We start from the raw sequence: 25,853 nt of genomic DNA, 5'->3' as shown, positions 1-25,853 counted from the left end.
ACGACGGAATGTGAGCGACACGTGACCCTGCCGGCGCGGGCGCAGGAGCCCGGCACCACCACCACGATCCACACCGACGGTGCCGGCGCGGTGCGCCGCACCGTCCTGCCCGGCGGGCTGCGGATCATCACCGAGTCGATGCCGACCGTGCGGTCCGCGGCGTTCGGCATCTGGTCGGCGGTCGGCTCCCGGGACGAGGCGCCCGCCGACGCCGGTGCCAGCCACTACCTGGAGCACGTGCTGTTCAAGGGCACGCGGCGGCGCTCGGCGCTGGAGATCTCCGCGGCGATCGACGCGGTCGGCGGCGACCTCAACGCGTTCACCGCCAAGGAGTACACCTGCTACTACGCGCGGGTCCTCGACGCCGACCTGCCGCTCGCCGTCGACGTCGTCTCCGACATGGTCGCCGACTCGGTCAACCGTCCCGAGGACGTCGAGGCCGAGCGCGGTGTGATCCTCGAAGAGATCCACATGCGCGACGACGACCCCGGCGACCTGATCCACGACGAGTTCTCCACCGCGCTGTACGGCGACACCCCGCTCGGCCGCCCCATCCTCGGCTCCGAGGACTCGATCAACGCCCTGTCCCGGGACCGGATCCACGGCTACTACCGGGAGCACTACGTCCCGTCCAAGCTGGTGGTGTCGGTCGCGGGCAACATCGACCACGACGAGGTCGTCGGGCTGGTGTCCCGCGCGTTCGCCGGGCACCTCACCGGCGGTGCCGAGCCCGCCGCGCCCCGCCTGGACGGGGCGCCCGCGCCGCTCGACCCGCGCAGCGTGGTGATCGACAAGGACACCGAGCAGGCGCACATCATCCTCGGCGGCGCCGGCGTGTCCCGCACAGACGACCGCCGGTTCGCGCTCGGCGTGCTGAACGCCGCGCTCGGCGGCGGCATGTCGTCCCGCCTCTTCCAGGAGATCCGGGAGAAGCGCGGCCTGGCGTACTCGGTCTACAGCTACACGGCGCAGTACGCCGACTCGGGCATCTTCGGCGTCTACGCGGGCTGCCAGCCGGCGAAGGCCGAGGAGGTCCTGTCGATCTGCCGGGACGAGCTGGGCAAGGCCGCCGACGCGTGCCTCACCGACGAGGAGCTGGAGCGCGGCAAGGGCCAGCTGCGCGGCGCCATGGTGCTCGGCCTGGAGGACACCGGCTCCCGCATGAGCCGCATCGGCAAGAGCGAGCTGGTCTACGAGTCGCTGCTGCCGGTGGACGAGGTCCTGGCACGCATCGAGGCCGTCACGCTCGACGACGTCCGCGCCGTCGCCCGCGACGTCCTGTCCGCCCCGCAGGCGCTCACCGTCATCGGCCCCGTCGGAGACCGCGACTTCTCCGCCTGAACTCCAGTCATCGCCCTTCTCTCCTCCTTCGGGCCCTGGGGCCCTCCGTCTTGGTGTCCACCTCTTCGTCGCCGACGACCGACGCGGGCTTGTTAAGCGGACTGCGGTCCGTTACCTTGTGAGAGGTAATCGGACCGTGGTCCGCATGTCCGCGTTGAGAGGACTCCCATGTCCCGTCTGCTGCACATCTCCGCGTCGCCCCGGGGCGCCGCGTCCGAGTCCCTGGCGATCGCCGGGACCTTCCTGGACGCCTACCGCGACGTCCACGGCGACGTCGTCGACCACTTCGACCTGTGGGACGGCACCCTCCCCGCGTTCGGCCCGGCCGGCGCCGGCGCCAAGATGGCGGTGTTCGCGGGGGAGGACCCGTCCGGTGAGCAGGCCGCCGCGTGGCGGGCCGCCCGCGCCGTCTTCGACCGCTTCGACTCCTGCGACCGGTACCTGTTCAGCGTCCCGATGTGGAACTCCGGCGTCCCCTACATCCTCAAGCAGTTCATCGATGTGATCTCGCAGCCCGGCTGGGTGTTCCGCTTCGATCCGGAGAAGGGCTACACCGGCCTGCTCCACGGCAAGAAGGCCGCCGTCGTCTGCACGAGCGCCGTCTACGGCGACGGCCGCCCGCCCGCGTTCGGCCGCGACCACCAGGCCCCCTTCCTGGACGGCTGGCTGCGCTGGACCGGGATCACCGACCTCGCGGGCATCGAGTTCCGCCCCAACCTCGCGGTCGCCGACGCCGACGCGGGACGCCGGGCCGCGCACGCCGAGGCGCGCGAGCTGGGCAAGCGCTTCTGACGATAGGCTCGGCGGGACGCCATCCGGGAGGAACACGTGACAAAGGTCGGGGTGCTGGGCGCGCGGGGCCGCATGGGCGCCGAGGTGTGCCGTGCCGTGCAGGGAGCCGGCGACATGGAGCTCGTCGCCGCCGTCGACCAGGGCGACGCGCTCGACGCGCTCACCGCCGCCGAGGTCGTCGTCGACTTCACCCACCCCGGCGTCGTCATGGACAACCTCAGATGGTGCGTCGAGCGCGGCCTGCACGCCGTCGTCGGCACCACCGGGTTCGACCCGTCCCGCCTCGACACGGTCCGCTCCTGGCTGACCGACGCGTCGTCCGGGAACGTGCTCATCGCCCCGAACTTCGGGATCGGCGCGGTGCTGATGATGCACTTCGCGCAGAAGGCCGCGCCGTTCTTCGAATCCGTCGAGATCGTTGAGACCCACCACCCGAACAAGGCCGACGCCCCGTCCGGCACCGCCTACCGCACCGCCGAACTCGTCGCCGCCGCCCGCGCGGAGGCCGGCGTGGCCCCGTCCCCGGACGCCACGACCTCCGAGGTCGACGGCGCCCGCGGCGCGGACGTGGACGGCGTCCGGGTGCACGCGGTCCGGATGTCCGGCGCCGTCGCGCACCAGGAGGTCGTGCTCGGCGGCCACGGCGAGCTGTTCACCATCCGGCACGACTCGATGAACCGCGAGTCGTTCATGCCGGGCGTCCTGCTCGCCGTCCGCAGGGTCCCCGAACTCGACCGCCTCACCCTCGGTATCGAGTCCCTCCTCGGCCTGTGATGGACTTCGCCGCCGACCCCTGGGACTACCTCGCGGCCTCCGAGGCGATCGACATCGAGCACCCGCTCGTCCAGTCGATCGCCGCGGAGCTGCGGACCGGCGACGACATCGCCTACGCCCACGCCGCGTTCGACCACGTCCGCGACCGGGTCCCGCACTCCATGGACACCGGCGACCCCCGCGTCCCCTGGCGCGCCTCCGACGTCCTCGACCAGCGCACGGGCCTCTGCTATGCCAAGTCCCACGCCTACGCGGCCCTGCTGCGCGCAGGCGGCATCCAGGCGGGCCTGGCCTACCAGCAGGCGTCGGGCACCCTCCACGGCCTGACCGCCGCCCTGGTGGACGACCGCTGGGTCCTCCTCGACCCCCGAGGCAACAAACCGGGCATAGACGTCCAGTTCTCCCCCTCCGAGGACAGCCTCGCCTACCCCGCCGACCCGATCCACCCGACGATCTACGCGGCACCCCCAGAAACCGTCCTGGAGGCCCTGAAGTCAATGCCCCACCCCACACCCCTCCCCGCCGACCTCTGATGCGGTTGCGGGCGCTGCCTGCATCCACTTCGTCGGCGTGAACCCCGCCTTCCGCGGCACCGGTCTCGCCCGCCGCCTCTATGGTGCCTTCTTCGCCCTGGCCCGCAGTGACGGCCGCAGCACCGTCCGGGCCCTCACGTCGCCGCAGGAACTCGTCAATGCCGTGGAGGGTGTGAGCGGCTCTAGTGTTCGTCTAGTCCCGCGATGCTCTCGGTGAGAGGCGGAGGAAGGGGAGTTCTCGGCCTACGCGGCGGTAGTCGTCGGCGGTGCCGTCGACGCTGAAGCCCATCAGGCGGACGAGTCTCGCGGCGGCCTTCGGGTGGCGCGGGGCGTAGCGAGCCATGATCTCGCCACCCTCGGCAGGGGTGAGCTGGTGGGCGGTGACGTCCTTGCGGTGCCGGCCCACCTGGATGGTGACCTCGGGATGGGCGAGGACGTTGCGGTACCAGTCGGCCTTGGGGCCGAAACCCGAGCAGACGATGTAGCCGTCCTCTGGGTGCTCGACTACTTCGAGCACCACCTGCCGGGGCCTGCCGGACTTCCGGCCGATGTGCTCGAGCAGAAGGAAGCGTCCGCCCATCAACCGGCCGAGGTGCATCCGGTACAGGTGGACGGGCAGGCGCGCCAGTGTGCGGCCCAGTCCCTTCGGGGGTGCGGGCCGGTCCAGGATCTCCATGACCTCCACCTTCCCCGGGACGGGCCGGGGAAGCGGGAGGTTGCGGGGGGGGGGGGCTTGGTGTTCGCCTGGCGGCCGACAAGCGTGGGGCTTCGCGGCGATCGCTCAGGCCGTGCCGCGCTGCCAGGGCTCCCACTCGTCGGTGGGCATCTCCAGCCCGAACGGCTCCGGCAGCTTGACGGGCTCGCCGAACGCCCAGCTCACCGCCTCCTGGTATTCGCCGACCACGGTGTGGGGGCGACTGAAGAGAGTCGTTCGCGCTTCCTTCGGATCGCGGTCGACCAGCAGGTAGAAGGGGATGCCGACCCGTGCGTAGCCGTTCCACTTGCTCGGATTGGCGCGCCGCCTGCCAGGGCGGCGGTCGTCCGGGGCATTGCTCGGCGACGTGACCTCGAGCGCGAGTTCGAGGTGGGCGGGCAGGGCCTTGCGGAGTTGCGCACGCCGTCCCTCCATGGCGGTCCGCTTGTTGAGGACGCACAGGTCGGGGATGTAGCCGTCATGGATGTCGCTGACGTTCAGGTCCTGCGTGGCGACACAGCGCCACGGAAAGGAGGCGTCCCTGACACGCGCGGCCGCGAAGGCGTCCGAGACATCCTGGACGATGAAGTTGTGAGCCATGTCCGGCCCTGGTGACACGACGATCTCCCCACCGATGATTTCGACACGGGTGCCGTCGTGGGGGAGATCCAGTACGTCGGCGAGCTCGTCCCGCATCCAGAGGTTGTAGGGGGTGTCGGGGAGCTCGCGGTGGTGGTGAACAGTGGCAATAATGCTCACTTTGGGTGATTCCTCCATCACGCTCGGCTCCCGTCACTATAGAGACCGTGTGTAGTCAGCGTATCCGGAATCGGTGATCCCTTTGGGGAGGCGGGTTAGCGGGGGGAGGGCGGGTTCGGGAAGCCGTACTTGTGGAACAGCTTTTGCGCGGTGGGTGTTAGGAGCCACGTGACGAAGGCGTTCGCCTCGTCCTCGTGCTCGGAGTCCTTGACGGCGGCGGCGTTGAAGGCGGCGGTGACGTTCAGGTCCGCCGGGATGGGGACGCTGCTCGCCGCGACGCCCGCCGAGCGCAGGTCGGTGATGTAGACCAGGCCGGCGTCGGCCTCGCCGGCGCGGATGCGGTCCAGGACGGCGCGGGCGCTGATCTCCTCCGAGCTCCACCGGACGGTCAGCCCCGCGTTCGTCAGGACCTGGCGGGTGTAGCGGCCGACCGGGACCGTGCCCGCGCCGACCACGACGCGCAGGCCCGGCCGCTCCAGGTCGCGCAGGCTGCGGACGTGCTTGGGGTTGCCGGGGCCGACCGCGATGGTGAGCGTGTCGTGGGTGACGACCCGGGGGCGTCCGGCCAGGTCGTCGGCGGCGTCGTCCATGCTCGCCCGGTCCGCGGTGACGAGGACGTCGCCGGGGGCGCGTTCGGAGAGCCGGTCGGCCATCTCGACGGACCCGCCGAACACGAAGCGCAGCCTCACCCCCGGATGCTCCTGGTGGTAGGCCGTCCCCATCTCGCCGAACACCTCGGTGAGGGACGAGCTGGCGAGGACGGTCAGCGTGGCCGGCCCGGACGGGCCGCCGCAGCCCGAGGCGAGGGCGGGCAGGGCGAGCGCGGCGAGCAGCACGGACGCGCGGAGGCGCCGCCGACGGGGGGAATCGGGCATATGGCGTCATCCTACGGTCGGTGCCCTTTCCCGCCCGTGATTCGGCGTGGCGTGTCAGTGGCGCGCACTAGTGTTTCCGGCAATTGGAGATCACGTCCTCGGAGGCCCGACGATGTCCCTCGACCTGATGGAACTGCTGCCCGGCGACTGGCGGGAGCGGCTCGATCCGCTGCTCGACCCGATCGCCACCGCCGCGCTGGGCGCGTTCGTCGCCGGGGAGTACGCGGCGCAGACCGTCTACCCGCCGCGAGAGGACCTGTTCAACGCGTTCCGGCACTGCCCGTTCGACGGCACCCGCGTGCTGATCCTCGGCCAGGACCCGTACCACGGCCCCGACCAGGCGCACGGGCTCAGCTTCAGCGTCCGCGAGGGGGTGCGGCTGCCGCCGTCGCTGCGCAACATCTACAAGGAGCTGGCGACCGACCTCGACGTCCCGGCGGCGGCGTCGGGTGATCTGACCCGGTGGGCCGACCAGGGCGTCCTGCTGCTGAACGCGGTGCTGACCGTGCGCGGCGGCGAGGCGGGCTCGCACGCCGGCAAGGGCTGGGAGGACTTCACCGATGCCGCGATCCGCGCGCTGAACGACAAGAGCGAGCGCGTCGTCTTCGTGCTGTGGGGCGCCTACGCCCGCAAGAAGGCCCGGCTGATCACCGGGCCGCAGCACACCGTGATCGAGTCGGCGCACCCGAGCCCGCTGAGCGCGAAGAAGTTCTTCGGGACGCGTCCGTTCAGCGCCGTGAACAAGGCCCTCGTCGACGCCGGCCTCCCGGAGATCAGCTGGGGGTAGCGTCCCGCGCCCGCCCCTCACCCGTGCGGGGGAGGGGCGGGCCCGGTCTCACCCCGCGGCGGGAAGCGCGGCCGGGGCCGGCCTCGGCATGGTCGGGGCATGACCGTTTCAGCTCACCCGCTCACCCGGCCGGCGCGCGCGGCGCGCGGCGGGCCGGGGCGCCTGCGCCTGGCCGTCTGCGCGGCGACGATCGCCGCGTGCGTCCCCTACCTCACCATCAAGATCGCGTGGCTGTCCGGCAGCACCGTCGGATGGAACGACGCCGATGCGGCGCGGGAGTCGGCGCTCTACGTCGGCAACGCGATCACCATGGGCATGGACGCGATCGCCGTGCTGGTCGCGCTGGCGTTCACGTTCCCGTGGGGCCGGCGGCTCCCGGCGTGGCTGGTGCTGACGCCGATCTGGGTCGCCGCCGGGCTGCTCGCGCCGATCGTCCTCGCCGTCCCGCTCGGGACGCTCCTGCAGGCGCTCTTCTCGTCGGAGCCGGTGGCCTCCGGCGACGGCGCGCTCCAAGACTGGGTGTTCGGCATCGTCTACGGGGGCTTCACCGTGCAGGGGCTCGGCCTGCTCACGGCCTTCGTCCTGTACGCGCGGGACCGGTGGACGGACGTCTTCACCGTCCGCACCGAGGACGTCCCCAAGGGCGCGACCCACCCCCTGCAAGTGCTCCTGGCGCGCACGGCGACCGTGTTCGCGGCGCCCTTCGCGGCCGTGCACTTCTTCTGGGCCTTCGGCGGGACGGCGGGGCTCCGCGCCGACCAGATCGAGAGCAGGAACCTCGCCCAGCAGCTCGCCGACGGCGCCTGGGGCGGCCTCGCGCTCGCCGGCGCCGCCGCGCTGCTGCTGATCGTCCGGCGCGGCGGGCGCCCGGAGAGGCTCGCGGTGCCGCTGGCCGTCGCGTGGGTCGGCGCGGCCGCCACGTTCACCTGGTCGCTCTACGGGCTCCTCGTGCTGGTCGCCCAGCTGGGCGACCTCGGGGGCGACGCGACCGCGGCGGCCGGGCTGGCGGCCGTGTCCGGGCTGCTCGGCGGGCTCATCATGGGCCTCACCGGAGCCTTCCTGCTCGCCGAGCGTCAGAGCGCGAGGCCGATCGCCAGCAGCGCGCCGTAGGCCATCTGGAGCCGGCCGGTCTCGCCCAGCACGGGGATCAGGGCGGGGCCGGTCGCGCCCTGCAGCACCTTCTGCGTCGGCGGCAGCGACAGCGGCGCCGCGAGCAGCGCGAGCAGCGCCCACGGGTGCGGCGCCGCCAGCGCCAGGACGACCATGAACGGCAGCGCGGTGCACGCCGCGTACAGGATCCGCGTCCAGGGGCCGCCGAGCAGCACGGCGAGGGTCCGCTTGCCCGACTCCCGGTCGGTCGGGATGTCGCGCAGGTTGTTCGCGACGAGCAGCGCGCAGGCCAGCAGCCCGATCGGGACCGCCGCCGCCCACGCCTCCCACGGGAGCGCCTCGACCTGGACGTACACCGTCCCGACGACGGCGACGAGGCCGAAGAACACGAACACCGACACCTCGCCCAGCGCCCGGTAGCCGTACGGGGTCTTCCCGCCGGTGTAGAACCAGGCCGCGAGGATCGCGACGGCGCCGACCAGCAGCAGCCACCACGTCGTCACGGCGGCGAGCACCAGCCCGGCCACGACCGCGGCGAGGAAGCAGCCGAGCGCGGCGGCGAGGACCTGCTTCGGCGGCGCGGCCCCCGACCCGACGAGGCGGAGCGGGCCGACGCGGTCCTCGTCGGTGCCGCGGACGCCGTCACTGTAGTCGTTGGAGTAGTTCACCCCGATCTGCAGGACGAGCGCGACGACGCCGGCGAGGACGGCGCGCCACCAGACGGGTTCGCCCTCGCCGACCGCGACGCCGGTGCCGACGACGACGGGAACGAGGGACGCGGGCAGGGTGCGGGGCCGGGATCCGGCGACCCATTGGGAGAGCGTGGCCACAGTTACCGCTTGTTCTCGTGGGACGACAGGGGGACTACCTCTTCGATTCTTCCCGATCGCGATCACCGCTCGGGCGCAGCCGCAGGGACGCGCCGAGCCCGAGCGCGAGGATCGCGGCGGTGGTGAGGGCCGCGTGCCGGGTCGCGGCGGCGAGGCTCTCGTCGGCGGCGCGGGCCTCGGCCTCCAGCCCGGGCGCCGCGTGCAGGTCGCGGCCGTACGTCCCGGCGCTCTCCCGCAGGTCGTGCGCGATGGCGGCCTGCCGCTCGGGCGGGAGCGCCGAGTCGGCCAGCCGGTCGGCCATCGCGTGCCCGAGGCTCGTCGCGAACACCGTCCCGATCGCGGCGATGCCGAGCGCCGCGCCGACCTGCCGGGCCGTCGACTGCGTCCCGGACGCCTGCCCGGACTGCGCCGGCGGGACGTCCGCCAGCGACACGTTCGTCAGCTGCGCCGACGTGAGGCCGAGCCCGAGCCCGTACAGCAGCATCCACGGCGCGAGACCGAGCCCGCCGGTGGACGGGGACAGGGTGAGGGCCAGCATGACGACGGCGGCGACCTCGAGCACCATGCCCGTCTGCACGACCCGGTGCGCGCCGCGCTTGTTGGCCAGCCGGCCCGCATACCCGCCGGACAGGAACGCGCCGACGGCGAGCGGCAGGATCGCCAGGCTGATCTGCAGCGGGTCGGTGCCGTGCACGCCCAGCAGGAACAGCGGCAGGACGAACAGCAGCCCCAGCTCGCCGACGTTGATGAGCGCCGAGGCGAGGTTGCCGCGGCGGAAGTTCGGGATGCGGAACAGCTCCAGGTCGAGCATCACCGGGCGCCCGGCGGCGGCCCGGGACCGCTCCACCACGACCAGCGCCGCGATCAGCAGCGCCCCGAGCGCGAGGACGACCGGGACCGGCGACAGCGCCGTCTCGGGCCAGTCGAACCCGGCCAGCGTGAAGGGGCGCGTCGGCGTCCACCAGCCGTAGGTCTGGCCCTCGATGATCCCGCACACGAGGGCGCCGAGCCCGAGCGCCGACAGCAGCCCGCCCGGCCAGTCGATCTCCCGCCGGGCGCGCCCCGCACCGGGCCGCCGGGTCTCCGGCAGCAGCCACAGGGCCCCCGCGACGAGCAGGGCGCCGAGCGGCAGGTTGATCCCGAACGCCCAGCGCCAGCCGCCGCCGGTGGCGATCGCCCCGCCGGCGAGCGGCCCGAGCGCGGCCATCCCGCTGATCATCGAGCCCCAGATCCCGAAGGCGACGGCGCGGTCCCGCCCGGTGAACACGGCGTTCAGCGTGGCGAGCGTGGCCGGCATGATCATGGAGGCGCCGACGCCCTGCGCGGCCCGCGCGGCGATCAGCGCCGAGCCGTCCCCGGCCAGCGCGGCGGCGACGCTCGCCGCCGCGAACACCGCGGTCCCGAGCACGAACAGCCGGCGCCGCCCGAACAGGTCGCCGGCCCGCCCGAACGGGATGAGCAGCGCCGCGAACACCAGCGCGTACACCGAGGTCACCCATTCGGCGTCCGTGGTCGTCAGGCCGAGGTCGGCGACGATCCGGGGGAGCAGCACGCCGACGATCGTGGCGTCCACCACGATCAGCGAGACGCCGAGGCTGATGACGACCATGCCGAGCCGGCGGTGCCGGACGGCGGGAGCCGCGGCCGCGGGGGCGCGCGGCGGCGTCAAGGAGGTGGACTCGGGCACGGATTCAAAGATATTGCCGGGCCGGGCGTGCACCTCACCGACCCCTGGTGAAGCGGTCAGGCGCCGATGTCGGTGTGCAGGCGGATCTGCCGGACGGGCTCGCCCATGTCGAGCGTGCGGGCCGTGCCGTCGGGGGCCCAGCCGGCCGAGCCGAGGAACGTCCGGGTGACCTCGTCGCCCTCGAAGACCCAGCTGGTCAGGGTGGTGAAGCCGTCCTCGCGCAGCAGGTCGGCGGTCGCGGCGAGCAGCCGGCTGCCGTGCCCGGCGCGGGCGTGCAGCGGGTCGACCAGCAGCGTGATCAGCTCCGCGGTGGCGGCGGCGTCGAGGTCGGCGTCCTCGGCGGGGCCGTGCGCGGCGAAGCCGACGACCAGGTCGGACGCCACCGCGACCAGCAGCCGGTGCCGCGGGGTCGGCGGCGCCGCCGCGGCCTCCGCCCACCGGTCCCGCCACGTCTCCACGGCCTCGGGCGCGGTGACCTCGTCGAGGACGCCGTCCGGAAGCAGATCGCGGTACCCGTGCCGCCACGCCCGCACCTGGATGCCGGCGACGGCGGCCGCGTCCGCGCGCCGCGCGGGCCGTACTCCCACATCGGCCATGCCGCCCGTCCTCTCGCTGGAAACCCGCCGCCTCACCCTAGCGACCCCCGGCCGTCAGCCGGCCGCGGGCTTCTGCCTCGCGCGGTAGGCGCGGGTCTTGGTGCGGTTGCCGTCCGGGCGGCCGGTGAGCGGGCGGCGGGCCTGGGCGCCACCCGGGCGCCCACCCCGCCCGGAGCGACCTTCCAGGTCTGGCACGACCCCGAGGGCAACGAGTTCTGCTTCTGCCCACTGGCGTGACCCGGTGCGGTCCCGGCGGCCGCCACCGGCCGCCGGCGCCGTGCCGGTCCGTGCCGCGCTCACCCGGCGCATCCGCGGCCCCGGTCAGTCCTTGACGATCTGGGCCAGCAGCGTCACGACGCCCACGCCGACGCCTATCGGGATCGCGAACCGCGGGGCGGCGGCGGTGAGGGCGGCGGCGCCGACCGCCGCGAGGAAGATCACGAGGGTCCGCGTGCTGATCATGGGGCGCGGCTCCCCGTGCCGGGACGGCACCTGCTCCGGTCGTACTCGCATGCCGTTTCGACCTCCATCCGGACGGACGGTAAGGACCGGGGCGGCTCCCGTCGGGGACGACGGGCGCATCGCTGAGCCGCCTCGTCATCACAGGGTTCCCCGCATGTCAACGGCTGAGGCGCGCGGCGCGCGATCGCGCCGCAACCATGATCGTTTCATGGCGGATTCCTGGCACCGGGCGTCCGGAGCGCCCCGCTCATCCGGGATCATTACGTGATGAAGCACAAAGGGCGGGTTTCGGGGATCGCGCGCCGGTTGCTGCGCTGGACCGGGTGGGCGACCGCGTACGCCCTCGGCCTGGCCGCCCTCGTCTTCGCCGGCGCGTGGGTCTGGTGGCAGCCCGAGCCGGAGGCGCGGGGCACCGAGGCCAACGCGCTGTGGGCCAGGCACCAGTGGGTGGGGGAGACGCACGGCGACGCCGAGTACCGCGCGTTCGGAGATCTGCTGAAGCGGAACCGGATCACCGACGTGTTCTTCCACGCGGGCCCGTTCGAGGCGGACGGGACGGTCCCCGCGGCCAAGTACCGCAACGCGCGGCGGCTCATCGAGGCCATGCGCGAGTACGCGCCGGGCGTCCGCTCGCAGGCGTACCTGGGGCAGATCCGGGTGGTGGAGGGCAAGGGCGTCATCGACCTCGACGACCCGGCCGTCCGGGAAAGGGTCCTGCGGACCGACGCCGCCTTCCTCGACCTCGGCTTCGACGGGATCCACTACGACTTCGAGCCGATCTACCCCGACGACCGCGCGTTCCTTGCGCTGATGGACCGGACCCGCGAGCTGACCAGGTCGCGGGGCAGGCTGCTGTCGGTGGCCCTGGAGCAGCCGACGCTCTTCGACGGCCTCCAGCCGGTCTACAAGGCGCTGATCCCGCGGACCGGCGCCGTCCACTACCCGCCGCGCCCGACGAGGGACTTCCTGCGCGCCGTCGCCGACCGCGCCGACCAGGTCGCGATCATGACCTACGACGTGTCGCTGCCGACCCGGTCGCTCGCCGGATGGCACTACGCCCGGCACACCCGGGCCACGCTGGAGCTCATCGGCGACCGCACCACGGTCTTCATGGGCGTCCCGACCTACACGCCGCTCATGGGCTGGGCGGAGAACCTGCAGGTCGCGGTGCGCGGCGTCCGGCGCGGGGTGGACGAGCTGAAGCGCCCTCCGAGGCGTCCGTACGGCGTCGGCGTGTACGCGGGCTGGACGACGCGGGACGAGGAGTGGGCCCGTTACCGCTCCACCTGGCTGCCCCGGGCGACAGAAAGAGTTGGCGGTTGAGAAACCCTCGCCGCCACGTTCCGATTCTCTTGAAGGTGCAGGTAGAAAGGGTTGGGTAGCCGTTCACCTCCGAGGGTATTGCCCGGTGCGGAAGTCAGGGCCGGGTCACCGGATGGCAAAGGAAGTGGGGACGAGGCCGATGAGCGTTCAGCGGACCGCGCGGCGCGATGCCGACCGGATCGGCGAGCTGTCAGCCGAGTTCGCCGGCTGGCGGATCGGACGGGGCGGGTCCGGCCTCTGGTGGGCCGTCCGCGGCAACGATCTCGTGCGCACTCCCGACGTCGAGGAGCTGCGCGTCCGGCTGCATGAGATGACCGCTGGGTCACGTTATCCGATCGAGTCCGGGAAGTGGCCGGACTGACCCCGTAACGCGGCTTTTGCGTGCCACGATGTGGGATGTGGGAGCCGTCGCCACGCGTACCCCCGAGCGTGTGGCGGCGGCTTCTGCCTTTCTGTTCGACCTGCGGGTCCAAGTCGAACGGCCGTAACGGTACCGTTCGTTGCATGGCACCCAGCACAACGACTGACGCTCCGTTTGGACGGATGCTGACCGCCATGGTCACCCCGTTCCTGCCCGACGGCGGCGTCGACTACGACGGCGCCGCGCGCCTCGCGACCCACCTGGTCGACGAGCGGCGCCACGACGGCCTCGTCGTCAACGGGACGACGGGCGAGTCGCCCACGACGAGCGACGACGAGAAGAGCAGACTGCTGCGCGCGGTCATCGAGGCGGTCGGCGACCGCGCCGTGATCGTCGCCGGTGCCGGCACGAACCACACCGAGCACACCCTGCAGCTCGCGCGGCAGGCCGAGGCCGCCGGCGCGCACGCGCTGCTCGTGGTCACGCCCTACTACAACAAGCCCCCGCAGGAGGGCCTCGTCCGCCACTTCACCGCGGTGGCCGACGCGACGGGGCTGCCCTGCATGCTGTACGACATCCCGGGGCGCGCCGGGGTGCCGATCGAGAACGACACGCTCGTCCAGCTCGCCGAGCACCCGCGGATCATCGCCGTCAAGGACGCCAAGGGCGACCTGTTCGGCGCGTCCCGCGTGATGGCGGCGACCGACCTGGTCTGGTACTCCGGCGACGACAACCTCAACCTGCCCTGGCTCTCGGTCGGTGCGGCGGGGTTCGTCAGCGTGGTCGGGCATGTCGTCGGCGTCGAGCTCCATGAGATGATCGACGCATACCGCGCCGGTGAGCACGGCCGGGCGCTGGAGATCCACCGCCGGCTGCTGCCCGTGGTCACCGCCATCATGACCCGTACGCAGGGCGCCATCGCCGTCAAGGCAGCGCTGAACCTGCTCGGCCTCCCCGGAGGCGGCCCGCTCCGCGCGCCGCTGGTGGAGGCCTCGCCGGAGTTCGCCGCGCGCCTGCGAGAAGACCTCACGATAGGGGGAGTCAAAGTGCCGGAGGTAGTCATCCCGGAGGTCACCAGGTGAGTCACCCTCACCCGGAGCTGTCGGACCCGCCCGCGCCGCCCGGGGGCGGCCTGCGCATCGTCGCGCTCGGCGGGCTCGGGGAGATCGGCCGCAACATGACGGTGTACGAGTACGGCGGACGCCTGCTCGTCGTCGACTGCGGCGTGCTGTTCCCCGAGACCGAGCAGCCCGGTGTCGATCTGATCCTGCCCGATTTCGAATACATCAGGGACCGCCTCGGCGACATCGAGGCGATCGTCCTCACGCACGGCCACGAAGACCACATCGGCGCCGTCCCCTACCTGCTGCGCGAACGCCGCGACATCCCCCTCGTCGGCTCGAAGCTCACGCTCGCGCTGCTGGAGGCCAAGCTCACCGAGCACCGGATCAAGCCGGTGACCGACGTGGTCGCGGAGGGGGAGCGGCGCGACTTCGGGCCGTTCGACTGCGAGTTCCTCGCCGTCAACCACTCCATCCCGGACGCGCTCGCCGTCGCGATCCGCACGCCCGCCGGGCTCGTCCTGCACACCGGCGACTTCAAGATGGACCAGCTGCCGCTGGACGGCCGGCTCACCGACCTGCCCGGGTTCGCCCGGCTCGGCGCCGAGGGCATCGACCTGCTGATGTCGGACTCGACCAACGCCGAGGTGCCCGGGTTCGTCACCAGCGAGCGCAACATCGGCCCGGTGGTGGACGAGGTGTTCCGCACCGCGCAGGAGCGGCTCATCGTCGCCTGCTTCGCCTCGCACATCCACCGCGTCCAGCAGGTCCTGGACGCCGCCGTCGCCAACGGCCGCAAGGTGTGCTTCGTCGGCCGGTCCATGGTGCGCAACATGGGCGTCGCGCGCGAGCTGGGCTACCTGAACGTGCCCGACGGCATCATGGTCGAGCAGAGGGACCTGGACGACATCCCCGGCGACCGGCTCGTGCTGGTGTGCACCGGGTCGCAGGGCGAGCCGATGTCGGCCCTGTCGCGGATGGCGAACCGCGACCACTCGATCCGCATCACCGAGGGCGACACCGTGCTGCTGGCGTCCTCGCTGATCCCCGGCAACGAGAACGCGGTCAACCGCGTCATCAACGGCCTCACCCGCTGGGGGGCCCGCATCGTGCACAAGGGCAACGCGCTCGTGCACGTGTCCGGGCACGCGTCGGCCGGCGAGCTGCTGTACGTGCTGAACGTGACGAAGCCGGCCAACTTCATCCCCATCCACGGGGAGTGGCGGCACCTGCGCGCGCACGCCAAGCTGGCCGCGCTCACCGGCGTCCCCGAGGAGGGCATCGTCATCGCCGAGGACGGCGTGGTCGTCGACCTCGTGGACGGCCGCGCCAAGATCGTCGGCGCGGTGCCCGCCGGCTACGTCTACGTGGACGGGCTGTCGGTCGGCGAGGTCACCGAGACCTCGCTGAAGGACCGGCGGATCCTCGGCGAGGAGGGCTTCGTCTCCATCGTCGTCGGCATCGACTCGACGTCCGGCAAGGTCGTCGCCGGGCCCGAGGTGCACGCCCGCGGCGCCGGCATCGTCAACGAGGACTTCGACGAGGTCATCGCCCGCATCGAGGGCGCGCTGCGGGACGCCGCCGGCGACGGCGTGAACGACCTGCACCAGATGAGCCAGCTCATCCGGCGCACCGTGGGCAAGTGGGTGAGCGAGAACTACCGGCGCCGCCCGATGATCGTCCCGGTGGTCGTGGAGGTCTAGGCCCGGGAGAACGGGCGGCCGCGGGGAGGCGGCCGTCCGTTCTCCAACACGCCCGGCCGCCTCCCCGGGAACCTCTAGGGTCCTTGGTTACTCTCATAAGCATGGCCACACGTGCGTCCGGAGGTGCGAAAGCCTCTTCGCGTGCGGGGGGCAGTGCGGCTCGCAAGCCCGCAGGTTCGTCCCCCCGGAAGCGACCGAGCGGCACCTCCAAGGGCGGCCGGGGCTCGGCGCGGGGGCGCCCCCCGCAGAAGCCCGACCCGATCTCCCAGGCCGTCCTCGGCTTCTTCAAGCTCCTGTTCAAGCTGTACCTGCTCGCGGCCGTCGCGGTCGGGTCGGTCTTCCGCGCCTACGGGCACGGCGCCCGCAGCCTCGACCCCGAGCACCGGCGCGACGGCCTCGGGCTGGCGCTGCTCGGCTCGTCCATCGTGCTGGCCTCCGTCACCTGGTTCCGGCCGGACGGCGTCGTCACGATCGCGCTGGAGAAGGTCGTGCGCGGCGGCCTCGGCATCCTGGCGATGGCGCTGCCGGTGCTGCTGGCCCTGCTGGCGTGGCGGACGCTGCGCCACCCCGAGCACCACGAGGACACCGGCCGCATCGTCATCGGCATCACCGCGCTCGGCGTCGGCGTGCTCGGCATCCTGCACATCGCCGCCGGCGTCCCGTCCCCGGCGGAGGACATGGCGGGCGTCCGCGAGTCCGGCGGCGTGCTCGGCTGGCTGGTGTCGGCGCCGCTCGACGCGGCGCTCAGCGGGTGGGTGGCCGTCCCGCTGCTGCTGCTCCTGTCCGGGTTCGGGCTGCTGGTCGTCACCGCGACGCCGATCGCGAAGGTCCCCGAGCGGGTCGCCGACCTGTGGGCGATGGCGACCCTGCAGAGCCGCCCGGAGCGTCCGTCCGACGCGGGGGAGGAGGGCGAGGACGCGCCGAAGAAGCGCCGCCGCAAGAAGAAGGCCGACGACGACGGCGACGAGCTGGAGGTCGGCGAGCACTCGCGCCCCTACGACACGCCGCTGCTGGAGGACGAGCCGAAGAAGGCCGCCCGCCCGCAGCGCGACCTCGCCGACGAGCTGTTCGAGCCCGACCCGTTCGGCGCCGACGTCCCGCCGCCCGCGCCGCCCGGCGACGACGAGCCGATGGACGCGCACGTCGCGGGCGAGTCGATGGCCGACGCCGGGCCCGAGGCCGGGCACGAGGCGCGGCACGAGGTCCCCGACCCGACGCCCGCGCCGCGCCGGTCCGAGCAGCTGCCGCTCTCGTCGTCCGGCGAGATCTACCTGCTGCCCGACCCGTCGATGCTGCGTCCCGGCAGCGTGTCCAAGCCGCGGACGAAGGCCAACGACACGGTCGTGAACGCGCTCACCGGCGTGCTGGAGCAGTTCGACATCGACGCGCAGGTCACCGGGTTCACCCGCGGCCCGACGATCACCCGGTACGAGATCGAGCTGGGCCCGGCGGTGAAGGTCGAGAAGGTCACCGCGCTGACCAAGAACATCGCCTACGCGGTGAAGAGCGCCGACGTGCGGATCATCTCCCCGATCCCCGGCAAGTCGGCGATCGGCGTGGAGATCCCCAACACCGACAAGGACATCGTCAGCCTGGGCGACGTGCTGCGCTCGCCCGCCGCGACCAACGAGCACCACCCGATGATCGTCGGGCTCGGCAAGGACGTCGAGGGCCGCACGGTCGTGGCGAACCTGGCGAAGATGCCGCACATCCTCATCGCGGGCGCCACCGGCGCGGGCAAGTCGACGTGCATCAACGGGCTCATCACCTCGGTCCTGATGCGCGCCACGCCCGACGAGGTGCGGATGATCCTGGTCGACCCCAAGCGGGTCGAGCTGACCATGTACCAGGGCATCCCGCACCTGATCACGCCGATCATCACCAGCCCGAAGAAGGCCGCCGAGGCCCTGGAGTGGGTCGTCGGCGAGATGGACCGCCGCTACGACGACCTCGCCGCGTCCGGGTACCGGCACATCGACGACTTCAACAAGGCGGTGAAGGCGGGCAAGCTCAAGCCGCCGCCCGGCAGCGAGCGCGTCTACACCCCGTACCCGTACATGCTGGTCATCGTGGACGAGCTGGCCGACCTGATGATGGTCGCGCCCCGCGACGTCGAGGACTCGGTCGTCCGCATCACCCAGCTCGCGCGCGCCGCCGGCATCCACCTCGTCCTGGCGACGCAGCGGCCGTCGGTGGACGTCGTCACCGGGCTCATCAAGGCCAACGTGCCGTCCCGGCTGGCGTTCGCGACGTCCTCGCTGTCCGACAGCCGCGTCATCCTCGACCAGCCCGGCGCCGAGAAGCTCGTCGGGCAGGGCGACGCGCTGTTCCTGCCGATGGGCGCGAGCAAGCCCATGCGCCTCCAGAACGCCTACGTGGCGGAGAAGGAGATCCACGGGATCGTCGACCACTGCAAGGGGCAGATGGAGGCGAACTACCGGGAGGACGTCGCCGAGGCCAACAAGCCGAAGAAGGAGATCGACGAGGAGATCGGCGACGACATGGACCTGCTCGTCCAGGCGATCGAGCTGGTCGTGTCCACCCAGTTCGGGTCGACGTCGATGCTGCAGCGCAAGCTCCGCGTCGGGTTCGCCAAGGCCGGCCGGCTCATGGACCTGATGGAGAGCCGCGACATCGTCGGGCCGAGCGAGGGGTCCAAGGCGCGGGACGTCCTCGCCAAGCCGGACGATCTCCCCGGGGTCCTCGCGGAACTGCGCGGCGGAGGCTGAGCCGGGGCCCGCGGAGGCCGGTGCAGGTCGTGCGGGGCAAGGGCGGGGCATTGCGGAATGATGCGAAATCTTGCCCTGTTTCGAACGTGTCGGCAGTCGCTCAACGGGCATCCCCGTTCCTAGACTGGTGTCCCAGAAGATCGGCCACGAGCGCCCCCGAAGGAGGCCCGAGGTGAGCATCGGTGAGACCTTGGCGGAGGAGCGTCAGCGGGCCGGTCTCTCGGTGACACAGGTCAGTCTCCAGACCCGGATCCGGGAGACCGTGATCCGCGGCATGGAGGCCGACGACTTCTCGCTCTGCGGCGGCAACTTCTACGCCCGCGGCCACATCCGCAGCATCTCCCGGGTCATCGGCATCGACCCCGAACCGCTCGTCGCCGAGTTCGACGCCGCGCACGGCGGCGCCCCGCAGCCCGTCTCGGCGGTGTCGGCGTTCGAGCCGGAGCAGCCCGTCGCGTTCCGCGAGCGCAAGGCGCCGAACTGGAGCGCCGCGATGGCGCTCGCCCTCGCGCTCGTCGTCATCTACGGGGTCGTCCAGGTGGTCGGGCACGACGGCGGCCGCGAGCAGCGCACCGCGCAGCAGGTCGCCGGGACGCCCGCGCCGCCGAGCCCGAAGCCGTCGGCGTCGCAGAGCGGCGCGCCGGTCGCGGAGGCGCCGCGCACCAAGGTCGAGGTGCGGGTCGAGGCCAAGCGGACCACCTGGCTGAACGTCATGGGCGACCAGGGCAGGACGCTGTTCATCGGCACGCTGCACAAGGGCGAGGAGAAGGACTTCAGCGCCAAGAAGAAGGTCAAGCTGGTGATCGGCGTGGGCGGCAGCGTCAACCTGACCGTCAACGGCAAGGACATCGGCTCGCCCGGCAAGGGCAAGGGCGTGCAGCGCCTGAGCTTCGACCGCCAGGACCCGGAACACGCCTGAGCCGGGGGTGCGCGGCGGCCGTCCCCCCGCGATGACCCGCCCGGGGGCCCGCTGGTACGTCCCGGCGCCCGCGCCCATTACCTTTGAGGGCATGTCGACTCGCCGCAAGGTCTCTCTCATCACGCTCGGCTGCGCCCGCAACGAGGTCGATTCCGAGGAACTCGCCGCGCGCATGGAGGCCGCCGGCTGGGACCTGGCCGACGACGCCGGCGGCGCGGACGTGGTCGTCGTGAACACCTGCGGGTTCATCGAGGCCGCCAAGAAGGACTCCATCGACACGCTGCTCGCCGCGCACGACTCCGGCGCCAAGGTCGTGGCGGCCGGCTGCATGGCCGAGCGGTACGGCAAGGAGCTGGCGGAGGCGCTGCCGGAGGCCGACGCGGTGCTCGGCTTCGACGACTACGCCGGCATCGGGGAGCGGCTCGACGACGTCATGGCGGGCCGCAGGCGGGACGCGCACACGCCGCGTGACCGCCGGACGCTGCTGCCGATCAGCCCGGTGGACCGGTCCGCGTCCGGGGTGGCGGTCCCCGGGCACGGCGCGCCCGCCGACCTGCCGGACGGGGTGGCCCCCGCGTCCGGCCCGCGGGTGCTGCGGCGGCGGCTCGGCGGCGGCCCGGTGGCGCCGCTGAAGCTGGCGTCCGGCTGCGACCGGCGCTGCACGTTCTGCGCGATCCCCGCGTTCCGCGGCGCGTACGTGTCCCGGCCGCCGGCGGAGGTGCTGGAGGAGGCGCGCTGGCTCGCCGGGCACGGCGTCCGCGAGCTGGTCCTGGTCAGCGAGAACTCGACGTCCTACGGCAAGGACTTCGGCGACCTGCGTGCGCTGGAGAGGCTGCTGCCGGGCCTCGCCGCCGTGGACGGCATCGAGCGGGTGCGGGTCAGCTACCTGCAGCCCGCCGAGACCCGTCCCGGCCTCATCGAGGCGATCTGCGGCACGCCCGGCGTCGCGCCCTACTTCGACCTGTCGTTCCAGCACGCGTCCGGGCCGGTGCTGCGCTCGATGCGGCGGTTCGGCGACCGGGAGCGGTTCCTCGGGCTGCTCGACCAGATCCGCGAGCTGGCCCCGGACGCGGGCGTCCGGTCGAACTTCATCGTCGGCTTCCCCGGCGAGACCGAGGACGACTTCGAGGAGCTGGCCGAGTTCCTGTCCGCCGCCCGCCTCGACGCGGTCGGCGTGTTCGGCTACTCCGACGAGGACGGCACGGAGGCCGCGGACCTGGAGGGCAAGCTCGACCCGGCCGAGATCGCCCGCCGGGTCGACGAGCTGTCCGGACTGGCCGAGGAGCTGACGTCCCAGCGGGCCGAGGACCGGATCGGCTCGCTCGTCCGCGTCCTGCTGGAGGACAAGGGCGAGGAGGGCGGCTTCGAGGGCCGCGCCGAGCACCAGGCGCCGGAGGTGGACGGGACGGTCCTCGTCCGCGGCGAGGGCCTGGCGCTCGGCGAGATCGTGGCGGCCCGCGTCATCGGCAGCGACGGCGCCGACCTCATCGCGGACGCGACCGCCGACCGCGCCGCGGACGCGAGCGCCGGCCCGAACGCGGGCCCCGCATGATCGCCGGCGCCGCGGAACCGGTCGCGGGCGATCCGCCCCCGGCCGGGGTGTGGAACATCGCCAACGCGCTGACGATGGTGCGGATCGCGCTGGTCCCGCTGTTCGTGTGGCTGCTGTTCCTGGACGGCACCGGCTGGCGGCTCGCCGCGTTCGCGGTGTTCGCGGCCGCCTCGGTCACCGACAAGATCGACGGCGACATCGCCCGGGCGCGCGGCCTGGTCACCGACTTCGGCAAGATCGCCGACCCGATCGCCGACAAGGCGCTCACCGGCGCCGCGCTGGTCAGCCTGTCGGTGATGGGGGAGCTGTGGTGGTGGGTGACGGCCGCCATCATGGTCCGCGAGATCGGCATCACGGTGCTGCGCTTCGTCGTGATCCGGCACGGTGTGATCCCGGCCAGCAAGGGCGGGAAGCTGAAGACGATGCTGCAGGTGATCGCGATCGGCTTCTACATCCTGCCCGGCCCGCTCGACTACGTCCGCTGGGTCACGATGGGCGCCGCCCTCGTCGTCACCGTCGTCACCGGGGTGGACTACCTCGTCCAGGCGTGGCGGCTGCGCCGGCGCTCCGCGGCGGCCTGACGCGGCCTGCCGGAGGCTCCGGGGGTTGAAGCCGTGGCGCCCGCGGGGGGCCGCGAGGCCACGCCCACCCCGGTCGTGGTCCCGCGGCCCCGTCTCGCGGGCGCCACGCGAATTCGATTATCCCCGCTCGCGTCCGTGCGGACGAATCGATCAAATGAGTTTTGACTCACAGCGTGACCTGGGCTTCGCGGTATTTGTCGGACCTGCGATCAATGATCCGCGGCGACGATCCGCGTTCGCGCGCCCGCCTCGCCCGCGTGCCCTGACGGGCGCGGTCCCGTCGCGGCGGACAAAGCGCGGCCGCCTCTTTCACGCCGGGACGGAAAAGGGATGCGCCCGTTGGACCGGTGCGAACGCGCCGCGGCCCGCGGCGTCCTCATTCGGCCGTATTTCCCGGTGAACCGGAGATGCGCCGGCGCCGTCCCGCGCCCGTGGCGCGCCGCCCCTGGCGGTAGATTCGGACGCCATGCGAGTCGAACTGCTCACGGTCGGGGACGAACTGCTCCTCGGCGACACCGTCAACGGCAACGCGGCGTGGCTGGGCCGCCGGCTGGCCGACCACGGCGTCGACGTCACGCGCAGCGTGGTCGTCGGCGACGAGCTCGACGTGATCGTCGCGGCGGTGGCGTCGGCGCTCGAGCGGGCGGACGCGGTCATCACCACCGGCGGGCTCGGCCCCACCTCCGACGACCTCACCCGCGACGCGCTCGCCGCGGCGGCGGGCGTGCCGCTCGTCCGCGACCCGGAGCTGGAGCGGCGGCTGCGCGAGCGGGTGGCCCGCGCCGGCCGCGAGCTGCAGCCGATGGCGCTGCGCATGGCGGACGTGCCGAAGGGCGCGGGAGTGCTGGCCAACTCCGCCGGCTCGGCGCCCGGCCTGCGCGTCGAGCTGCCCGGCGGCGTCGTCTACGCGCTGCCCGGCGTCCCGTTCGAGATGCGCACGATCATGGACGAGGTGGTGCTGCCGGAGCTGGCCCGCGTCGCCGGGCTGCCCGCGGTCGCGCGCCGCACGCTGCGCACCGACCGGGTGTGGGAGTCGGTCGTCGCGACGAAGCTCGCCGAGGTCGAGGCCATGGAGGGGGTCCGGCTCGCCTACCTGCCCGACCCCGCCGAGGTGAAGATCCGCATCACCGTGGCCGGTCCGGACGCCGCCGGGCGGCTGGAGGGCGTCGAGGCGCGCGTCCGGGAGCTGCTGGGATCGGCCGTCTACGGCGTCGAGGACGAGACGCTCGACCGGGTCGTCCACCGCCTGCTCGCCGCCCGGGGGGAGACGGTCGCGACGGCCGAGTCGCTGACCGGCGGGCTCATCGGCGCGGAGCTGACCGCGATGCCCGGCTCGTCCGCCACCTACGCGGGCGGCATGGTGACGTACGCGACGGAGGCGAAGCACCGGCTGCTCGGCGTCCTGGCGGACCTGCTCGCCGAGCACGGCGCCGTCCACCCGGACGTGGCCGCCGCGATGGCCGCGGGCGTCCGCGACGCGGTCGGCGCGACCTACGGGCTCGCCGTCACCGGTGTCGCCGGTCCCGTCACCCAGGACGGGCAGCCGGTCGGAACGGTCTATATCGGCGTGGCCGGTCCCGGCGATTCGCGCACTGTGGTCAGCCCGAAACTCCCCGTGCCCGGCGCCGGGCCGGAGATCCGCGCGGTGATCCGGCGGATGACCGTCGTGCACGCCCTTGAGCTGCTGAGACGCGTCCTGCTGGGGCTTGACGCCGAGGGCGAGAGCGAGGAGGCTCAGGCAGATCGGGAAGACCGGGACTGATTACAGCGTTACGTTCCGAGCGAACACGAAATCAACGGTCTGCCATGGTCACCGTCAAGGCGGGTACGGTGGAACCGGCAGATGGTCCGAACTGAGGGAGGGAGCGAGACGATGGTCCTGCTTCGCCAGCTGCTCGGTGACGTACTGCGGCAGCTGCGGCTGCGCCAGGGACGCACCCTCCGTGAGGTGTCCGCGGCGGCGCGGGTGTCACTCGGCTATCTCTCCGAGGTCGAGCGGGGACAGAAAGAGGCTTCGTCGGAGCTGCTGTCCTCGATCTGCAAGGCCCTGGGAGTCCCGCTGTCGCACGTGCTGAGGGACGTCGCGGATCAGCTGGCCCTCGCCGAGCTGCAGCACGAGCCCGTCATGGCGGGCGCGCCCGAGCACGAGCGCATCACCGCAGAGAGCATTCCGGAGACGCCGGAGGAGATCACCGGGGAGTTCCGCGCCGACATGGTCGCGGCCTGACCCGCTCCTGACGCGTTCATGCCCTACCGGGGCCGCGGGTGTGCGCGGTCTCACGCATGAACGCGGCATTACCGGGGATCTTTCCGTGTTGTAACGGATAACCGTAACGATGCGGAAGGAGCCCGATAATGGCGACGGTCAAGAGCCCGCTTCCCGACGACGCCGTGAAGGTGGTGGGCCAGGCCCTGCAGGGCGCGTTGGTCGACCTCGTTGATCTCGCCCTGGTGGCCAAGCAGGCGCACTGGAACCTGACCGGGCGCAACTTCAAGGTCGTGCACGAGCACCTCGACGAGGTCGTGGCCCTCGCCCGCACCGGGCAGGACGACGTGGCCGAGCGTGCCGTGGCGGTCGGGGTGAACCCCGACGGCCGGTCCCGCACCGTGGCCGACCGCACCGAGCTGCCGCAGCTGGAGGCCGGCTACCTCGACGACGACAAGGTCGTCGCCGCGATCACCGACATCCTGGCGCAGATCATCGGCCGCTTCCGCGAGCGCATCGCCGCGACCGACGAGCCCGACCAGGTCACCCAGGACCTGCTCATCGGCATCACCGCCGAACTCGAGAAGCAGCACTGGATGTTCCAGGCCCAGACCTGACCGACCGGTAGTTCCGGACCGCGACCCGGTTCCGGCCCCGCGCCGCCGCGATCCCGGCGCGAACCGGACCCGAGTGCGATGGCCCCGGCCCCCGCCGATCCCTTTCGGCGGGGGCCGGGGCCTTTCCGCGTCCGGGCGCGGAAAGGCCCCGGCCGAGTGTCCACTGCGGCGCCGGCTAGGACGGGGCGGGCTGGCAGCGCGGGCACCAGAACGTGACGCGCTCGCCGGCCTGCTCCGCGCGCTCGATCCGGGTGCCGCAGCGCCGGCAGGGGCGCCCCGCCCGCCCGTACACCCAGTGCTCGCGCCCCCGTCCGCGCTCGCCGGTGGTGATGTGGCCGTGCCGCTCCTTGTTGGCGTCCAGGAGCCGGTGAGACAGCTCCACGAGCGCCGGGAGGTCGGGGACGTCCCCGACGCGGGCCCACGGGTTCACGCCCCTCAGGAACAGGACCTCGGCCTTGTAGACGTTGCCGATCCCGGCGAGCCGCGTCTGGTCGAGGAGCGCCTCGCCGACGGGCCGCGCCGGCTGCTCGGCCAGCCGCGCGGCGGCCTCCGCGGCCGTGTCCGGCCCCCAGGACGGGTCGAGGAGGTCGGGCCCGAGATGGCCGACCACCCGGTCTTCCTCGGCGGTCCGCAGGAGCTCGACCACGCCGAGCGAGTACCCGACCGCCTGCCACTCCGCGTTTCCCAGCACCAGCCGCACGCGGTGGTCGCGCGGGACGGGGCCCGCCCGGCGGATCTGCCAGTGGCCCTCCATCAGCAGGTGCGTGTGGACGGTGAGCCCGTCCTCGACCCGGGTGAGGAGGTGCTTGCCGCGCGGCACGGTGTCGAGGACCGTCCGCCCGCGCAGGTCGGCGGTCGCGAACCGGGGGACCCGGAAGTCCGACCGCGTGAGCGCCCGCCCCGCGAGCGCCTCGCGCAGCCGACGCGCCGTCAGCCAGACGACGTCCCCTTCCGGCATGGGCCTTCTCTCCTCCGGACGGATGCCGGGAGTCAGATCAGTGAGGGGCTCTCCCAGGCGGACGGGTCCTCGGTGAGCTTGGCGACGGGGGCGGGCAGCTCCCCGGCCGCGATGTGCGCGAGCGTGACCTGCTCCAGGATGGCGCGCTCGCTGGCGCGCAGCGCGATCCACACCTCCTGCAGGGACCGCGCGGGCCCCTCGTACCCGACGTGCTCGGGGCGCTCGCCGCGGACGCCGAGCAGCGGCCCGTCGATCGCGCGGATGATGTCGGCGAGGGAGATCCGCTCGGCGGGCCGCGCCAGCCAGTAGCCGCCCTCGGGGCCGCGCTGGCTCCGTATGATGCCGGACCGGCGCAGCTGGCCGAGGATGTTCTCCAGGAATTTGGGCGGTATCTGCTGGGCCTCGGCGAGCTGGACCGCGGTCACCGGGTGACTCCCGGCGACCGCCAGTTCGGCGGCGGCGCGCAACGCATAGTCGACCCGGGCGGACAATCGCATGTACGTATTATCCCTTGCCGGCCGGACCGGTCGGGCCCGCCCACCGGTCGGGACACGGGCGCGACCTGGACCGCGGCGCGGTGCGCCCGCCGGAACCGGGCTCTGA

Annotated in this window: 28 protein-coding genes; 19 read left to right on the top strand and 9 right to left on the bottom strand. The window is 72.8% G+C overall.

Features of this window, described 5'->3' with window-relative positions; all coding sequences use genetic code 11:
• Window positions 1–21: 21 nt before the first annotated feature.
• The 5 genes from ABFX46_RS26675 (at window position 22) to ABFX46_RS26655 (ending at window position 3,657) form a co-directional block, all read left to right on the top strand.
• Entirely contained in the window at window positions 22–1,341 is a 1,320-nt protein-coding gene (locus tag ABFX46_RS26675) for a M16 family metallopeptidase (RefSeq protein ID WP_346046180.1), read from the top strand.
• Window positions 1,342–1,509: 168 nt separating this feature from the next.
• Window positions 1,510–2,133, top strand: a complete 624-nt coding sequence (locus ABFX46_RS26670; protein WP_346046178.1) for an FMN-dependent NADH-azoreductase — start codon at window positions 1,510–1,512, stop codon at window positions 2,131–2,133.
• Between the two features lie 36 nt (window positions 2,134–2,169).
• On the top strand, window positions 2,170–2,907 hold the full coding sequence (dapB, locus tag ABFX46_RS26665; protein ID WP_346046176.1) for a 4-hydroxy-tetrahydrodipicolinate reductase: 738 nt from the start codon (window positions 2,170–2,172) through the stop codon (window positions 2,905–2,907).
• Window positions 2,907–3,440 carry a transglutaminase-like domain-containing protein gene (locus ABFX46_RS26660; protein ID WP_346046205.1) on the top strand — a complete coding sequence of 178 codons (534 nt, stop codon included), beginning with the start codon at window positions 2,907–2,909 and terminating at the stop codon, window positions 3,438–3,440. Before dapB ends, ABFX46_RS26660 begins: the two co-directional genes overlap by 1 nt.
• A gap of 22 nt (window positions 3,441–3,462) precedes the next feature.
• Complete coding sequence (locus ABFX46_RS26655; RefSeq protein WP_346046204.1) at window positions 3,463–3,657, top strand: N-acetyltransferase; 195 nt, start codon at window positions 3,463–3,465, stop codon at window positions 3,655–3,657.
• On the opposite strand, the gene ABFX46_RS26650 is transcribed toward ABFX46_RS26655, so the two are convergent.
• The 3 genes from ABFX46_RS26650 to modA all read right to left on the bottom strand — a co-directional run bounded on the left by ABFX46_RS26650 (window position 3,634) and on the right by modA (window position 5,768).
• Window positions 3,634–4,116 (bottom strand): nitroreductase family deazaflavin-dependent oxidoreductase, encoded by a 483-nt coding sequence (locus tag ABFX46_RS26650; protein WP_346046174.1) that lies wholly within the window; start codon window positions 4,114–4,116, stop codon window positions 3,634–3,636. The genes ABFX46_RS26655 and ABFX46_RS26650 overlap by 24 nt on opposite strands.
• A 105-nt stretch (window positions 4,117–4,221) precedes the next feature.
• Complete coding sequence (locus ABFX46_RS26645) at window positions 4,222–4,911, bottom strand: Uma2 family endonuclease (RefSeq protein WP_346046203.1); 690 nt, start codon at window positions 4,909–4,911, stop codon at window positions 4,222–4,224.
• A gap of 77 nt (window positions 4,912–4,988) precedes the next feature.
• A complete protein-coding gene (gene modA, locus ABFX46_RS26640; RefSeq protein WP_346046172.1) occupies window positions 4,989–5,768 on the bottom strand; it encodes a molybdate ABC transporter substrate-binding protein in 780 nt (259 codons plus the stop codon).
• Between the two features lie 112 nt (window positions 5,769–5,880).
• On the opposite strand from modA, the gene ABFX46_RS26635 reads away from it, so the two are divergent.
• Both ABFX46_RS26635 and ABFX46_RS26630 read left to right on the top strand, forming a co-directional pair.
• Window positions 5,881–6,555 carry a uracil-DNA glycosylase gene (locus tag ABFX46_RS26635; RefSeq protein WP_346046170.1) on the top strand — a complete coding sequence of 225 codons (675 nt, stop codon included), beginning with the start codon at window positions 5,881–5,883 and terminating at the stop codon, window positions 6,553–6,555.
• A gap of 99 nt (window positions 6,556–6,654) precedes the next feature.
• Window positions 6,655–7,665 (top strand): hypothetical protein, encoded by a 1,011-nt coding sequence (locus ABFX46_RS26630; RefSeq protein WP_346046168.1) that lies wholly within the window; start codon window positions 6,655–6,657, stop codon window positions 7,663–7,665.
• Here ABFX46_RS26630 and ABFX46_RS26625 read toward each other — a convergent pair.
• The 3 genes from ABFX46_RS26625 to ABFX46_RS26615 are packed head-to-tail and all read right to left on the bottom strand — an operon-like array spanning window position 7,629 to window position 10,778.
• Window positions 7,629–8,495, bottom strand: coding sequence for a 1,4-dihydroxy-2-naphthoate polyprenyltransferase (locus tag ABFX46_RS26625; RefSeq protein WP_346046166.1), 867 nt, complete (start codon window positions 8,493–8,495; stop codon window positions 7,629–7,631). The two genes, ABFX46_RS26630 and ABFX46_RS26625, sit on opposite strands and share 37 nt — an antisense overlap.
• Window positions 8,496–8,529: 34 nt before the next feature.
• A complete protein-coding gene (locus ABFX46_RS26620; RefSeq protein WP_346046164.1) occupies window positions 8,530–10,182 on the bottom strand; it encodes an MFS transporter in 1,653 nt (550 codons plus the stop codon).
• A gap of 56 nt (window positions 10,183–10,238) precedes the next feature.
• The gene (locus tag ABFX46_RS26615) at window positions 10,239–10,778 is read right to left on the bottom strand and encodes a GNAT family N-acetyltransferase (RefSeq protein WP_346046162.1); all 540 of its coding nucleotides are present in this window, start codon (window positions 10,776–10,778) and stop codon (window positions 10,239–10,241) included.
• On the opposite strand from ABFX46_RS26615, the gene ABFX46_RS26610 reads away from it, so the two are divergent.
• A complete protein-coding gene (locus ABFX46_RS26610) occupies window positions 10,698–11,015 on the top strand; it encodes a VOC family protein (protein ID WP_346046160.1) in 318 nt (105 codons plus the stop codon). The two genes, ABFX46_RS26615 and ABFX46_RS26610, sit on opposite strands and share 81 nt — an antisense overlap.
• Window positions 11,016–11,099: 84 nt before the next feature.
• On the opposite strand, the gene ABFX46_RS26605 is transcribed toward ABFX46_RS26610, so the two are convergent.
• Window positions 11,100–11,291 (bottom strand): hypothetical protein, encoded by a 192-nt coding sequence (locus tag ABFX46_RS26605; RefSeq protein WP_346046158.1) that lies wholly within the window; start codon window positions 11,289–11,291, stop codon window positions 11,100–11,102.
• 216 nt (window positions 11,292–11,507) lie between these two features.
• Between ABFX46_RS26605 and ABFX46_RS26600 the strand changes: the two genes are divergently transcribed.
• The 11 genes from ABFX46_RS26600 to ABFX46_RS26550 all read left to right on the top strand — a co-directional run bounded on the left by ABFX46_RS26600 (window position 11,508) and on the right by ABFX46_RS26550 (window position 24,292).
• A complete protein-coding gene (locus tag ABFX46_RS26600; protein WP_346046156.1) occupies window positions 11,508–12,563 on the top strand; it encodes a glycoside hydrolase family 18 protein in 1,056 nt (351 codons plus the stop codon).
• 139 nt (window positions 12,564–12,702) lie between these two features.
• The gene (locus ABFX46_RS26595; protein WP_346046154.1) at window positions 12,703–12,924 is read left to right on the top strand and encodes a hypothetical protein; all 222 of its coding nucleotides are present in this window, start codon (window positions 12,703–12,705) and stop codon (window positions 12,922–12,924) included.
• A 182-nt stretch (window positions 12,925–13,106) separates the two neighbouring features.
• Complete coding sequence (gene dapA / locus ABFX46_RS26590) at window positions 13,107–14,006, top strand: 4-hydroxy-tetrahydrodipicolinate synthase (protein WP_239067672.1); 900 nt, start codon at window positions 13,107–13,109, stop codon at window positions 14,004–14,006.
• Window positions 14,003–15,688, top strand: a complete 1,686-nt coding sequence (locus ABFX46_RS26585; protein WP_346046152.1) for a ribonuclease J — start codon at window positions 14,003–14,005, stop codon at window positions 15,686–15,688. Before dapA ends, ABFX46_RS26585 begins: the two co-directional genes overlap by 4 nt.
• A 101-nt stretch (window positions 15,689–15,789) precedes the next feature.
• On the top strand, window positions 15,790–18,417 hold the full coding sequence (locus ABFX46_RS26580) for a DNA translocase FtsK (protein WP_346046150.1): 2,628 nt from the start codon (window positions 15,790–15,792) through the stop codon (window positions 18,415–18,417).
• 172 nt (window positions 18,418–18,589) lie between these two features.
• On the top strand, window positions 18,590–19,336 hold the full coding sequence (locus tag ABFX46_RS26575; protein ID WP_346046149.1) for a helix-turn-helix domain-containing protein: 747 nt from the start codon (window positions 18,590–18,592) through the stop codon (window positions 19,334–19,336).
• 91 nt (window positions 19,337–19,427) lie between these two features.
• Window positions 19,428–20,888: a 30S ribosomal protein S12 methylthiotransferase RimO gene (gene rimO, locus ABFX46_RS26570; protein ID WP_346046148.1), complete on the top strand. Its 1,461-nt coding sequence runs from the start codon at window positions 19,428–19,430 to the stop codon at window positions 20,886–20,888.
• Entirely contained in the window at window positions 20,885–21,469 is a 585-nt protein-coding gene (locus ABFX46_RS26565) for a CDP-alcohol phosphatidyltransferase family protein (protein WP_346046147.1), read from the top strand. Before rimO ends, ABFX46_RS26565 begins: the two co-directional genes overlap by 4 nt.
• A 466-nt stretch (window positions 21,470–21,935) precedes the next feature.
• Complete coding sequence (locus ABFX46_RS26560; RefSeq protein ID WP_346046146.1) at window positions 21,936–23,231, top strand: CinA family nicotinamide mononucleotide deamidase-related protein; 1,296 nt, start codon at window positions 21,936–21,938, stop codon at window positions 23,229–23,231.
• A gap of 111 nt (window positions 23,232–23,342) precedes the next feature.
• On the top strand, window positions 23,343–23,696 hold the full coding sequence (locus ABFX46_RS26555) for a helix-turn-helix domain-containing protein (RefSeq protein ID WP_344893717.1): 354 nt from the start codon (window positions 23,343–23,345) through the stop codon (window positions 23,694–23,696).
• 128 nt (window positions 23,697–23,824) lie between these two features.
• The gene (locus ABFX46_RS26550) at window positions 23,825–24,292 is read left to right on the top strand and encodes a Dps family protein (protein WP_346046145.1); all 468 of its coding nucleotides are present in this window, start codon (window positions 23,825–23,827) and stop codon (window positions 24,290–24,292) included.
• A gap of 175 nt (window positions 24,293–24,467) precedes the next feature.
• Here ABFX46_RS26550 and ABFX46_RS26545 read toward each other — a convergent pair whose 3' ends face one another.
• Both ABFX46_RS26545 and ABFX46_RS26540 read right to left on the bottom strand, forming a co-directional pair.
• On the bottom strand, window positions 24,468–25,250 hold the full coding sequence (locus ABFX46_RS26545; RefSeq protein WP_346046143.1) for a DNA-formamidopyrimidine glycosylase family protein: 783 nt from the start codon (window positions 25,248–25,250) through the stop codon (window positions 24,468–24,470).
• Between the two features lie 32 nt (window positions 25,251–25,282).
• Complete coding sequence (locus ABFX46_RS26540; protein ID WP_346046141.1) at window positions 25,283–25,747, bottom strand: RrF2 family transcriptional regulator; 465 nt, start codon at window positions 25,745–25,747, stop codon at window positions 25,283–25,285.
• Between the last annotated feature and the right edge of the window lie 106 nt (window positions 25,748–25,853).

The sequence above is a fragment of the Actinomadura chokoriensis genome (assembly GCF_039529475.1).
GTDB lineage: Bacteria > Actinomycetota > Actinomycetes > Streptosporangiales > Streptosporangiaceae > Spirillospora > Spirillospora bangladeshensis.
This window is presented reverse-complemented; position numbering and strand designations above follow the sequence as displayed.